We start from the raw sequence: 13141 nt of genomic DNA on the forward strand, positions 1-13141 counted from the left end.
GAAATAATTAAAAGTTCACCCTGCTGATTTGGAGATCTAATTGTTTGAGTTCATCTTCCTTAATCTGTGTATTCCATCTAACAAATCATCAAAATAGCATTCTGGTTGCACGCAAAGTGGGATATAGGGCTTCCTATGTTATAAAATGTAAATAACTTTAAAGTAAGCCCCCTGCAGTTAAAGCCTATTATTTTGAATGGGCCTGCAGCTCATCGCAAAGTCTGGCTCGATTGGCATCATGAGTTATTTATTGGGATATTAAGCCCGTATAGTAGAGTAATTCTCAAAAGCCAACTGGCAGGGAGCTACTTTAACAAATATAGGTATGAACAAAAAAACAAAAAGTATTCGAACAAAAGAAACAACACTTGACTTTACCGTGGTAAATCCTGACGCTGCCGGAATTGACATAGCGGCCAGGATGCACGCCGTTGCAGTTCCGCCGGGGCGGGATAGTCAGCAAGTCAGGACGTTTGGAGCCTTCACAGATGACCTGCATGCAATTACAGGCTGGCTGAAGGACTGCCAGGTAACCACCGTCGCCATGGAAAGCACAGGTGTTTACTGGAAGTCCCTCTTTGCGGTGAGCAAGTACAAAGAGTCCCGGATTAACTATTTTGAAAAACAGCTCGCGAAACTCAAGGCAGTAGCATGAAGTTATATAGTAGCAAAATAAGGAAATGCAAAGCACGCAAAGCCTAACACTCTACGATCAAAATCAATGATTCTAATCTACTTTGCGGCCTTTACGCCTTGATCTTTGCGACCTTTGCGTGGGAATAAATAGTCTGCTAAAGTTAGCGATCCTTGTTTTATCAATGCCCATTGATCTTACAATCTGTGGTGAACTTTTCCTTTTGCCTGCCATTGGTAGTTAGCAACCTTGGTTTATTATTTTGACAGTGATCATGAAATTCCATCTAACAAATCTGTATAGTAGCTTATTAGTGAACACTGCTCAGCAGCCAAACCACCTCCGCCCTGTGTGCACCTCCGCCAGCGGAGGACAACAGCGATGAACGGCAATAGAAGATAGAAACTCAGAAATTTTCTGGATAAATCAGAATTTTCTTTTTAGATGAAATTCAACCATCTTTCATCTCCGAAAACCATGCATAGAACCTAGACTCCGCTGGTGGAGGTGGTCCCGATTTATCGGGAAAGGAGGTCGTGTTTTGTTTTTTAAAATGATATCAAGTTAGCATCCTTGTTTTATCGTTTACCAAATGACTTTCGAATCCGTCGCGCCCTTACCCTTCTCTCTTGGCGAATAATCAGATCAGTTAAGACGATATTCCTCAGTTCAAGGCGATTTTTTTATTCAAATACTCCCTTGCCTCCGAAATCTCCCTGCGGCTGGCGTTAGCAGGATCTGCCAGGCCGACTAACTTTTCATAGTAATAACGCGCTATATCCGGTTGCCCGGATCGCTCCGCAGCAAGGGCCGCACCATAAATACCATTGAACCGGTTGGGATGCTTTTTCAGGTCGGCTTCATAAGCGATGAATGCTTTGGCCGGCTCGTTCATTTGTGCCAACAGATCACCTAATAATTCCCGGGCTGGAATTACTTCACCAGGAGTGACCGGATGCTTGGAAGTTTTATCTTCCAGGTCAGCGGCGAGCATCATTGACGCAATTGCCTCGCTTTTTCTTCCTTCTTTAAAAAGGATCCACCCTTCTGAAGCTTTGATCTGTATTTCTACCTGCCCCGCTTTATAGAGGTCCTTTTGATCCAGTAAATTCTGGCGGTTTTTTTTCAATGCGGCAAGTTCCTTTTTCGCTGAACTGAGGTCACCGGTATTGGCCGCACCGAGCAGTCTTGTCAGGCGGATCATACTTTCCTGCCAGGGGTAATCCTCCCAGCGGAAGTTTGCAGGCGCAACGCTGAGGGCTGCAGCTTCCTTCCATAGTCTGTTTTCCAACAAGTAGCGGGCTGGTACCGCAGCAAAGGCGTAAGCCACTTTAAAATTCACGGGATGCACTTCTTTGAATGTTTTCAGGTAATCCCACTGCTGTTTTGCCTGCTCATTATGTCCCTTTTGCAAATAGGCATAAACCAGGTAGTCTATCCCGTGGAGCTCCTCATCCCAATGCCCTTTGATACCGGCGGATTCAGCATAGCATTGCGCCGAAGCAACAGAAGCCAGGTTGGAGTTAATGCATTCCTGCCACATGCCCAGCCTGGTGAAGATATGCGAAGGCATGTGCAGAGCGTGGGCTGAGGACGGAGCTATAGATGCATACCTTTTGGCGGCGGGAAGGGCCTTCATAGCCAGCTCCGGCGAGTCGTAGGTGTGAATGATGTAATGGACTACGCCGGGATGGTTAGGCTCGCGGGCATACAGCGCATTCAGGATCGAACCGGCCTTGTTTTGCCTGGAATAAGTTTTGTCCGCAGGGTCAGCCGCGGCGTTTAGTGCTAGTGCATAGAATATAGCCGCTTCCTTGTCTTCCGGATAGTCCGCCCTCAGCTTTTCCATAGCTTTTTCAAAACGGGCGGTACGCGTTAGATGGTCGGTATTTTTGTAATCCTTGTAAAAAGCATAAACTGCGTCGATGTAATGAGATTCCCGTTTAGATTTCCCTTTTATTGATCGCGCGACTTCGATCGCTTTCAACCCCTTGGCCAATTCCGCTGCTGCGGGTGGCGTCCATAGCGGGTGGAAATTACTCATGGCTACTCCCCAGTAGGCCATAGCGCAAGAAGGTTCCTTGTCGATCACTTTGGCAAAAACCTTTTCTGCTTCCTCGTATTCGAAGGAATGCAGCAGCGCCAGCGCCATGTCAAAGTCTTCGCGGACAGCGCCACCGCAGGAAATATCAAAATCCACTGAGCCCAGCTTCTTACCAGGAGTGCCGCAGGTGGTCACCTCTCCGCGTATCAGATTTAATTCTGTAATCACTTTTTGAGAGGGTGCCTTTTTGTCCGCACAGGAGGCGGCGGCTACAGATAGCATGATAGCAAGTGCGCACACTTGCCTTACTGATTCGTTCATCGTGCCAGACAAGGGTTCCTATAAATTTAATAAATTTTATGCGAATGGAGGATGTGGTGGAGGCGTGGAATTACGGGGATTCCCCGAAATAGCCAGCCACCTCGCCGTCATATCGACGACCTCTTGGGAGGAGATATCTCAGGTATTCTGTAAAGGTCGTGATCTGCAGGCATGAACTTCAAGAGTTACCACAGATTCAAGGATTTTCACAGATTAAGAATCTTGGAATGATATAATCTCACCTAACATTGTGTCATCCTCCGTTGATCAACGTCGAAGAGTGTCTGGTACGATTAGAAAATCCAATCTGTGTAAATCCGTGAAATCTGTGGTGGAAAATATTTCTCTCAATTTATCTCCGCCCAGCTAACCCCCTTTTTACAATCTCAAACCGGTGCTTTCCAGCAGGCAGCTCAAAGGTCCGGACGGTGGAAGCAGGATCATTAAGCTTTGATCCGGCCTGTTTAATCCGGCCGTCACCGATGTATAATTCTTCATCCGCATTTAGCGACAAACTGAGGCTAGCTGTTGAGTTTGCCGGTATGACGGCTTCGTACACCAGGCGGTCGCCCTTTCTCTCCCATCCTGACTCAATAAGGCCGTAGGGGCTTTGATGGGACGCCTTAAACTGGTCAAGTCCGGCAGCAAAGTTAGGCTGTAGTAGCACATTCCGGAAACCAGGTTGTGTTTCATCCGGCTTGATGCCGCCTAAACCCTTGTAGATCCATGCGCCAATTTCGCCGAACATAATATGATTCATCGAGATATCTCGTTTCGCTTTTATATCCCAGTTTTCATATAAAGTAGTTGCCCCGTTAACAATCCACCAGCCCCATGAAGGATAAGTTTCCTGGGAGGCAACCCGATAGGCTACATCCGGATAACCATTTTCGCTTAAAGCATTTAAAATAGACTTTGTACCAAGAAGCCCCACATCAAGGTGATAATTATCCTCCTTAACCCGCTTAGCAAGGTTGGCAGCCACTTTAGGTTTAAGATCGTCGTCTACGATTCCCCAATAAAGAGCGGCGCTAAGTTCTGTCTGGAGTCCGCTGCCATAGATACCGGTATCTTTGTTTAGGTATTTGTCGTTAATGGCTTTTTTAATCTTTGCATCGAGTGCGGTGTACCTAAGATGATCTTCCGGCCGGTTCATCAGTTTGGCCGCTTTGGCCAAAATAACGACGTCCGCATAGTAGTAGGTGGAAGAGGTGAATTCTACCGGTGATTTTGACTTCACGGGCACCCAGTCGCCCAGACCCCAGGTAGTCAGCCCGGCGGGAGCGCCTTCTGTAATATGGTCCACATAGCGTTTGATCGGCTCATAACAATCTTCCAGCGCTTTGATATCCCCGTAGAACAGGTAAAGGTTCCATGGAATAATGGCGATGGTACTTGTCCAGTCGGGACCGTTACCCCATTCATAACCCCAGCCACCCGTAGGAATTATAGAGGGGAGCACTCCGTTGGGCTGTTGTTCATCACGGTGGTCGGCCATCCACTTCTCATAAACGGTAATACCGTCAAAACTGTAAAGTCCGGTTTCAACGGCTATGTGGGCATCTCCGGTCCAGCCATTCTTCTCCCGTTGCGGACAATCGGTTGGATAACCAAACAAGTTTGACAGGTAAGAATTATTAGTAGCCTGCCAGATCTTGTCGAGGGTTTTGTTGGAAGAGCTGATCTTACCAGCCTTTGGAACATCGCTATGCATGAACAAGGCCGTCAGACTTTGTTGGTTTAGATCGGCTGAACCTTTAACAGTAACTTCTACATACTGAAATCCTTTGTAGTTAAAGCGCGGACTGAATGTTTCCGTTCCCTTTCCGTTTAAGATGAAGATATCGGTTTGAAATGGATCCTGATCATCTGTCGGGCGATAATGTTCATCAATGTTCGACATGTCCAAACGCCCGTTCTCATACAAGCGTTCGCCATGTCTAAGCCGCAAGACCGTTCCCGCCTTTCCTTGTACGCTTAGACGGCTTACTCCAGAGATATTACGACCAAAGTTATACTGAAAAGTACTGTCGTTGACCTGTTTGAAACTTGTGGCGGTAAGTTCTTCTATATCTCTGATGGGATGCATCGCCTGCGAGACAATGTTTTTAGAAGGAGTGGTACGATAGATGACGTCCTTCCATTTAGAATCATCAAACTTTGGCTGATTCCATCCTGTCTGCTCCAGCCTGGCGTCGTAATGTTCTCCGGTATAGATACTATTTAAAATCACCGGACTGAGCGATGTCTTCCAGTCTTTGCCGGAAGTTACAGTCTCGGTGCTTCCGTCATCATACGTGATCCGGACGTCCATACAGAATGCAGGACGGTTCCGCCAGGGCGCCTTATGAAAATCCCATACTGCGGTTGATTGATGATTATACCAGCCATTCCCAAGCAGTACGCCGATGGCATTATTGCCGGAGTTAACAAGGGAAGTAACATCATGTGCAACATATATCGTTCGCCGGTCAAACCGAGTGTAAACCGGGTCTAAGCGATGGTTGCCTACCTTCTGTCCATTAACATATAACTCATACAACCCGGCAACCGCAATGTAAGCCCTTGCGGAGGCCACCTTCCTGGAAGCCTGAAATGTCTTTCTGAAATAAGGAGCCGGTTTCAACTTAACATCTTCAGAATCACTGATCCAGGCACCCTTCCAGTTCTTTTGCTCCAGCATGCCGGTTTCAAAACTGTTCACTTCAGACAAGGTTGTACTTTTGCGATCCTGGTCCCAGATCTTTACGGCCCAGAAATAACGGGTGAATGGACGAAGAGCCTGTCCCCGGTAATTGACCAGCTGGCTGGCTGATCTTACTTTGCCTGTAGACCATACCTGGTTATTTTTACTGTTGCCCAGGGAAACAGAGTCCGTATTTACGATGATTGCATAAGAGACCTGCCTGGCTCCGGTGCGTGAATCCTTTAAACGCCATGAAAGCCGGGGGCTTTTGGCATCGATCCCAATGGGATTAACAAGGTATTCGCATTTTAGGTCCGTAACAGTCACCGGCGAAGCCGCATAAACATTAACGGATCCCAGGATCATACAAATCAGGAAAATCTTGTAAAAAAGGAAGGTGTTTATGGATTGACTCATTCAGGTTACTTTGTAGTATATAGAAACTGCAAAATAGGTAATTATAACGAATGCGTCAGGAAAGGATTTCACCACAGATTCAAGGGATTTTCACAGATTAGGATAGCCTGAATAATGACCTATTGAAATGAGAATTTCATCGAGTAAGAAATACAATCTGTGTTAATGTGTGAAAATCTGTGGTTCACTAAAAAATTCCCTTGTTGGGACCGATTCACCCCCGGAGCTAATGTGAGGGTGAGGATGCATGAGGCTACCTGTTTAATAGGGCCAATATCGTGGCCGGGTGAAACAGCGGAGCCATTCGGTTGTTAAATAGCTATCCGATCAAAATATATCGTTAAAAAGAAATAGAATGGAAATGACCTTCAAGTATAGCTCCCTCGTTTTTGCAGTCTTTTTTCTGATCTGTGGTTGCGCACCAAAACCTGGAAAACAAACCGCTCAGGATAGCACGACTAAGATCAATCCGGAAAAAGTGATTAATGTAATTCCTGAGCATCCTGAGCCCGACACGGTGAAAGGCAGTTTGAAAGCAGAAGCTACCGGCAAGATCGGGCCTGCAAACATCTGCATGCGTTACTCCTCTCCCGCCGTACGTGGCCGAGTAATCTGGGGGGAACTAGTTCCGTTCAATAAGATCTGGGTAACTGGGGCCCATAATGCCACCAGTATAGAAACAGACAAACCCATCACTATCGGTGGAACAAAGATTCCGGCAGGTAAATACGCCTTTTTCACCATTCCTGACAAAAACGAGTGGACCGTGATCATTAATAAGAACTGGGATCAACACCAGGCAGATAAGTATTCGGAGGCCCAAGACTTAGTCCGTTTTACTGTAAAGCCACAGACCGTAGAGAAAAACCAGGAGCGCTTGCGCTATGATGTTGTACCTGAAGGAAACAAAGGGAATTTGGTTCTAAGTTGGGAGAAGATTAGGCTTAATGTGCCGATTAGCCAATAGTCATTTGAAGATTTGGGGATTTGAACATTTGATGTTGGCTACCTCTTTAAGTTGCACATTCTCAAATTCGCTCATTTGCAAATTCTCAAATTCGCACATTATTTCCTCCTCCCCAGCCACAGCAAGCTATTTATGATCAGCCGCTCCTGAATTTTATTATCCAGTGTAAAGGATAAATTTTTGTTGCTGTTGTCGTATTTATGCTCATAATCAATGTCATTATGCCCCAACAACTGATGAGTAGCAAAATCATCAAGCCGGGTCTGGGATTGGGACACCTCATAATTGGAATACGAACATATTAAGAACAACAAAATAGAGTTTCTTGCGCGGATTTCATTTGGGCACTAACATTTGCAGATTCCTCTAATTTGGCAACAATTTGATTTGATGATTGCCAGTTTAACATAAGCAATTCAGGAAATGTCTCCTACTCGAGGACTTTGTTTACCTCCTCTTCTTAAAGCACTTCTTCCATAGCAGTGAAAGAAAATGAGACGCCACAATTACGATTGTTCTGCGTCGGTATGACCACGAATTAAGAATTTATCTGCCCCCACACTTACCAGGTTTTTACCGTTCCCTCAATAATTACTACCGTTCGCCCTTTATAAAGGCTTGTCATTACGGTAATTAAATTAATTGAGTATTATTGATAATTAACTTTTTCGAATGAAGAGAACTTTACTTTTATTACTGCTACTGTTAGCTGCAAACGTGCGAGCACAGGACTTTAAAGAATGGGCAGTAACGCAGGCCGAGGTGAATATGAAGTCTTTTGCGCAGGATACCAGTGCTGAAGCGATCTACCTGCAGGAATTTGGCGATGCCCGCATTACGGATGATCAGCAGGAAAATATCTTATTTAAGTATCACGCAAGGATCAAGATCTTTAAAAGCAAAGGCTTTGATCACGGTAATATCGTGATCCCGCTTTACATCGGTGATAACAATCGTTATGAAACCGTAACAGACATCGAAGGGAGAACCTACTATACTGACGAACAAGGAAAGGTTCAGATGCAAACTTTCAATGTCAGCAATATCTTCCGGGAGAAAAGCAGCAAACATTGGGAATACGTAAAATTTGCGATGCCAAATATCCGTGAAGGCTGCGTAATAGAATACAAATACACCCTCCGGTCGCCTTTTCACTTTAATTTAAGGAAGTGGGATTTCCAGGCAGATATCCCTAAACTCTCCTCCGAGTACATTGTGCACATACCCGCATTCTATGAATATAACGTTACACTGAAGGGACCATTGAAATTAAGCAAGAATGTTGGGTCGGTTGAGAAAGAGTGCTTTATTGCCGGAGGCGCAAAGGCAGATTGTTCTAAACTGATTTACCGGATTGACAACATACCGGCGTTTGTTCGCGAGGATAACATGACCTCTGCAGCCAACTTTCTCTCTGCTATTACCTTTGAACTTGCACAGGTTACTGACCTGAATGGTACAAAGCATAAAATCACCAAGGAGTGGCGCGACATTGACCTTTTGCTGAAAAAGCATGAAAGCTATGGGAAGCAATTAAAAAAGACAGACCTGTTTAAGGAACCTGTTGCTGCTATTGCCGCTAAAAATGCGGATGAACTTGCCAAAGCTAAAGCTGTATATAGTTACATCAAAGGCTGGTATAAATGGAACCGGCAGGCTGATATGTTTAGTGAGAATATGAAGAAAGCATATGAATCGCATTCCGGTTCAACCGCTGACATCAACCTGTCGCTGGCTGCCGCACTAACCGCCGCCGGCTTAGATGCCGAAACGGTAGTACTTTCTACCCGCGACAACGGAATTATCAATAAGCTTTATCCTACAATCGGAGATTTTAACTATGTCATTGTTAAACTAAATCTAAAGGACAAAAGCTGGCTGCTTGATGCTTCAGAGCCTTTGTTGCCTTTTGGACTTCTACCACTGAGGTGTATTAATGACCAGGGCCGGGTAATTAGTTTTGACAAACCTTCCTACTGGATAGACATGATTGCCTCTCAAAAGGAGACCAGGATATACACTGCTAATTTGACTCTGCAGGAGGATGGCAAAATGAAGGGTACCATCAGTAAAGTTTCAAGGGGCTATGAGGCTTTTGATAAGCGCAGCAGTATAAAAAGTTTTAATTCTGTTGATGAATTCGTGGAAGATTTGGACGAAAAATGGGCGAAAACTAAGGTCATTAAATCTGAGATCACAAATATCGATAGCCTCGAAGAATCATTAACTGAAATTTATACGGTTGAGATGGATGTGTTCGATGATTTGAATGGCGATAAATTTTACTTTAATCCTTTCTTTCTAAACAGAATTCGCGAAAACCCTTTCAAACTGGATAACAGGTCATATCCTGTAGATCTGGGCGCCATATCAGATAGCCGGATGATCGTGACTATTTCTCTTCCAGACAAATTTTCGATAGTCGGTCAACCTGCCAATCTTGCGTTATCGCTGCCTGGCGGTGGTGGAAAATTCCTAAGTACCAGCAGCACGATGGCTAATAAGTTCACGCTTTCTGAAATTAAACAACTGAATAAAGCCATTTATACACCCGACGAATATCCGCATTTAAAAGAGCTGTACAATCAGATAGTTCAGGTGCAGAAGACAGATTTCGTATTACAAAAGACAAAATGAGATTCCTTATAATTTGCGGAATGCTCCTGCTGACAGTTGCGGATCTGCTAGCCCAGCCCGCATATCAGGTAAGTCTGATCAATAAAGAATTACTTCCCAGGGCAAGCGCGGTAATCAGGAATCTTGACATCCGTATTGTGGTAAAAGATGCTAACCAGGTGAGCTACTCTTATAAGATAGCAACTACGGTACTCAACAAAAATGGTGATGAAGGGGCGGCTCTTTATCTGCCCTATAACAAGAGTATGCAGATCAGGACGGTAAAAGGATCTATCTTTGATGAATTTGGAAACCTTGTCTCTAAACTTTCTGAAAAAAACTTTAAAGATGTAAGTGCGATAAGCGACTTCTCGCTCTTTGAAGATTCGCGGGTTAAATTATTTCGCCCTTCGGTAAACACCTATCCCTATACCGTTGAATATGAATATGAGATTCAAGCGAAACATTCCATGTATTTCCCAAACTGGTTTCCTAAGAGCTCCGCTGACCTCTCTGTTGAACAGTCTGCCTTCCATTTTAGCAGCAGTCCTGAGTTCACTATTCGCTATAACGAGCGAAATTATGACGGTGAACCTGTCCAAATACTGGAAACAGATAAGCTAAGGTCGTATAAATGGGAAGTAAGAAATCTGAAGGCTTCGCGTTCTGAGCCTTATAGCTTAAACCCTGAAGACCTCTACCCTTCTGTTCAGATTGCACCGAACTCATTCAAATATCTGGGTGTACAGGGCGCATTCACCAATTGGAAAGAGATGGGTGCCTGGATGAATGAAAAGTTATTAAAAGGCAGGAATGAGATTCCGGCAGAAACCGCCACTTATATTAAAACTCTGACGAAAGATATTAGCGACCCTAAACTTAAAGCCCGGAAGATCTATGAATTTGTACAAGCGAAGACCCGCTATGTGAGCGTGCAGATTGGAATCGGCGGTTTTCAGCCAATAACCGCAGCAGAGGTTGATAAAATGGCTTACGGCGACTGTAAGGGGCTTGCCAATTATACCCAGGGCTTATTGAAGATTGCAGGTATTGAATCTTATTATGCTGTGATCTATGCGGGTGACAGGAAGCGCGACGCCATACCTGGTTTCGCTAGTATGGATCAGTTTAACCATGCGGTGCTGGCCATTCCGTTCGCGAATGATACTATGTGGATCGATTGTACCAGTAAGGTAAATCCTTTTGGCTACCTGGGTAATTTTACAGATGACCGTTTAGCGCTCATCTGTACTGAAGGTGGCGGTGAATTGATCCGCACTCCGAAATTTACAGAAGACCGCAGCCTTCAAAACAGAAAAGCCAGTTTTACGATAGACGCTTCAGGAAGCCTTACTGGGAGCATGACCACGACATTTGCAGGTTCCCAATATGACAACAGGGAAACGCTGGTGAGTGAGCCCGTTATAGAACAAATGAAACTGCTTCCCGAGATCTATGACCTTGGCGCTGCCAGAGTTTCATCATTTAAACTCAGTCAGGATAAATCCTTGAACCCTGTCACCACGGAGCTCATTGATTTGAGGGTGAGCAATTATGCAACGCGTAACGGCCAGGAAATTCATATCCCCCTCAACTATCTAAACCGCCAAAACCCTGTTCGTGAAATAGGCAACCGGCAAAACATGGTTCATATAAACCGGGGCTACCTCGATGTAGACGAAATGACCTATGCGCTTCCGGAAGGATACCGGGTTGAGCTGAACAAAACCAACTATGAATCAAAATCTCAGTTTGGCAACTATCTGGCGACTGTAGAACTAGACGGGAACACGGTTAAATATACCCGCAAAATGAAGGTAAAAGCTGGTACCTATCCGGCTGATAAATACCAGGAACTGGTTAAGTTTTATCAATATGCAGCGGATGCTGACAAATTAAGGGTTGTACTAATTAAGATGTAAGTAGAGGCGATCAACGCCTAGTCCGTTGTTTTTTGCCTCTCGTTCCTGATCTTGATGATTACCGGAATTAAAGCAATCACGATGCTGATAGGTAATATGTAACCCAGATAGTCCTTTATCTGTGGAAACTGTGATCCGAGGAAATAGCCTGCTAATGTAAAGATGCAAACGTACAATAGAACAGCTGCCAGGGTTACAGGGAAAAATGTGGCAAAGGGCATTGGTGTGGTACCTGTAATTACCGGGCTAAACGGGCGGATGACAGGTAAGAATTTCCCAAAGATAAGCGAAGACTTTTTATGCTTTTGAATATGCTTCTCGGCTAAGGATAAATATTTCTTTTTGAAGTACCAGGTGTCTCGTTTTTTATAAAGCCTGTCTTTAAACTTTCTGCCTATATAAAAGCCTGAGATGTCTCCTGCAATCGCAGCCAACATTATGCAGAGAAGCAGGATAGTAATATCGATGGGTAAGGAACCAGTACTTACCAGCAGGCCGGCGCTAAAAAGCAAGGTCTCACCACCCGGAACAACAAGGCCTAATAACAAGCCTGTCTCGGCAAATACAAAGCATACAATTAGCAAAAAGCCTCCCCATTCGATCAAACCTGATGTTTCAATAAATAGCATAGTATCAGCATTAATATTCTACTACTAAAAAGCCTCGGTATTGTTTGTAGTTGAGTTCTTACAAATGCTCGTCTTCCGGATTTTCGATCAGCAGTTTATTTTATGATCAGTACCCTGCTCTCGGTAGTGTGTGCGCTAAAGTAACCCAGGGCATTGTTGTCAATGTTTGATGGGGGGTTCGCAGGAGTTACACCAGCAGCCGGCCCGTTTTGGGTCTGCTGACTAATTGAGTACCAGTAGGTATACACAGGCTTATCAATCGATTGCATTTCAACCTCTATTACATCATCCTGCTTTAGCTTTTCACTATCATTATTGGGGTTATAAAACAGGGTATTTATAGCGTCTTTACCATCGGTGAAACGGTCATTTTCCACAAAGATCCGTTTTACCGGAAGCCCATTAACCTGCATGGTAAATCGATACTGGTTAACCCTCCCCTCAGGATCCTGGTAATATACCTCGACCTGCTTGTTTTGCTCGTTGCCAAAGGTAAATTTTTTAAGGCCCAACCCGTCAAGCTTAACAGCCTGGGGCATCGTCGATATGGCGGTGTACGTGGTGTTATCAACATTCACCCGAAGCGTATACGTTAAAAATGCCTCGCCTTTAAATCTTGGTGAAATATATCTTCCTGGCTGAGTTTCCACGAAGTCCCAGCTTCGTCCCAAATTATCTGTCACGGTTATGGTGGCGCCTGATACCGGCGGATAAACATTACTGTCGGTGTAAGGAACTGATCTGCTGATCCTGATGGTTTGACGCATTAGCTGATCGGTGATATTTCCCTCGATCACTAGTTGGGTTTCCGGAGTGTGCAGATCAATATCTATTACCTTTTCGCAGGAGGCTAAGCCGAGAACCGCAAAAAGCAAAACTGTATATAAAATGGTTTTTAACATGAT

The 13141-nt window shown here is 44.7% G+C and carries 8 protein-coding genes; 4 read left to right on the forward strand and 4 right to left on the reverse strand.

The window, feature by feature from the left end; genetic code table 11:
* Positions 1-325: 325 nt before the first annotated feature.
* Complete coding sequence (locus AC1MCB_RS09865; protein ID WP_479968581.1) at positions 326-655, forward strand: hypothetical protein; 330 nt, start codon at positions 326-328, stop codon at positions 653-655.
* Between the two features lie 643 nt (positions 656-1298).
* Here the strand turns inward: AC1MCB_RS09865 and AC1MCB_RS09870 are convergent.
* Together AC1MCB_RS09870 and AC1MCB_RS09875 are read right to left on the reverse strand one after the other, a co-directional pair.
* Positions 1299-2999 carry a tetratricopeptide repeat protein gene (locus tag AC1MCB_RS09870; protein WP_479968582.1) on the reverse strand — a complete coding sequence of 567 codons (1701 nt, stop codon included), beginning with the start codon at positions 2997-2999 and terminating at the stop codon, positions 1299-1301.
* 352 nt (positions 3000-3351) lie between these two features.
* A complete protein-coding gene (locus AC1MCB_RS09875; RefSeq protein WP_479968583.1) occupies positions 3352-6102 on the reverse strand; it encodes an alpha-L-rhamnosidase in 2751 nt (916 codons plus the stop codon).
* A 355-nt stretch (positions 6103-6457) separates the two neighbouring features.
* Here AC1MCB_RS09875 and AC1MCB_RS09880 point away from each other — a divergent pair, with 355 nt between their 5' ends.
* The 3 genes from AC1MCB_RS09880 (at position 6458) to AC1MCB_RS09890 (ending at position 11607) form a co-directional block, all read left to right on the forward strand.
* The gene (locus AC1MCB_RS09880; protein ID WP_479968584.1) at positions 6458-7069 is read left to right on the forward strand and encodes a DUF2911 domain-containing protein; all 612 of its coding nucleotides are present in this window, start codon (positions 6458-6460) and stop codon (positions 7067-7069) included.
* Between the two features lie 672 nt (positions 7070-7741).
* On the forward strand, positions 7742-9706 hold the full coding sequence (locus AC1MCB_RS09885) for a DUF3857 domain-containing protein (RefSeq protein ID WP_479968585.1): 1965 nt from the start codon (positions 7742-7744) through the stop codon (positions 9704-9706).
* Entirely contained in the window at positions 9703-11607 is a 1905-nt protein-coding gene (locus AC1MCB_RS09890; RefSeq protein ID WP_479968586.1) for a DUF3857 domain-containing transglutaminase family protein, read from the forward strand. Before AC1MCB_RS09885 ends, AC1MCB_RS09890 begins: the two co-directional genes overlap by 4 nt.
* 17 nt (positions 11608-11624) lie before the next feature.
* Here AC1MCB_RS09890 and AC1MCB_RS09895 read toward each other — a convergent pair whose 3' ends face one another.
* A complete protein-coding gene (locus tag AC1MCB_RS09895) occupies positions 11625-12236 on the reverse strand; it encodes a DedA family protein (protein WP_479968587.1) in 612 nt (203 codons plus the stop codon).
* Between the two features lie 95 nt (positions 12237-12331).
* On the reverse strand, positions 12332-13138 hold the full coding sequence (locus AC1MCB_RS09900; RefSeq protein WP_479968588.1) for a DUF4249 domain-containing protein: 807 nt from the start codon (positions 13136-13138) through the stop codon (positions 12332-12334).
* Positions 13139-13141 lie beyond the last annotated feature (3 nt).

It is taken from the genome of Daejeonella sp. AP26 (assembly GCF_056680515.1).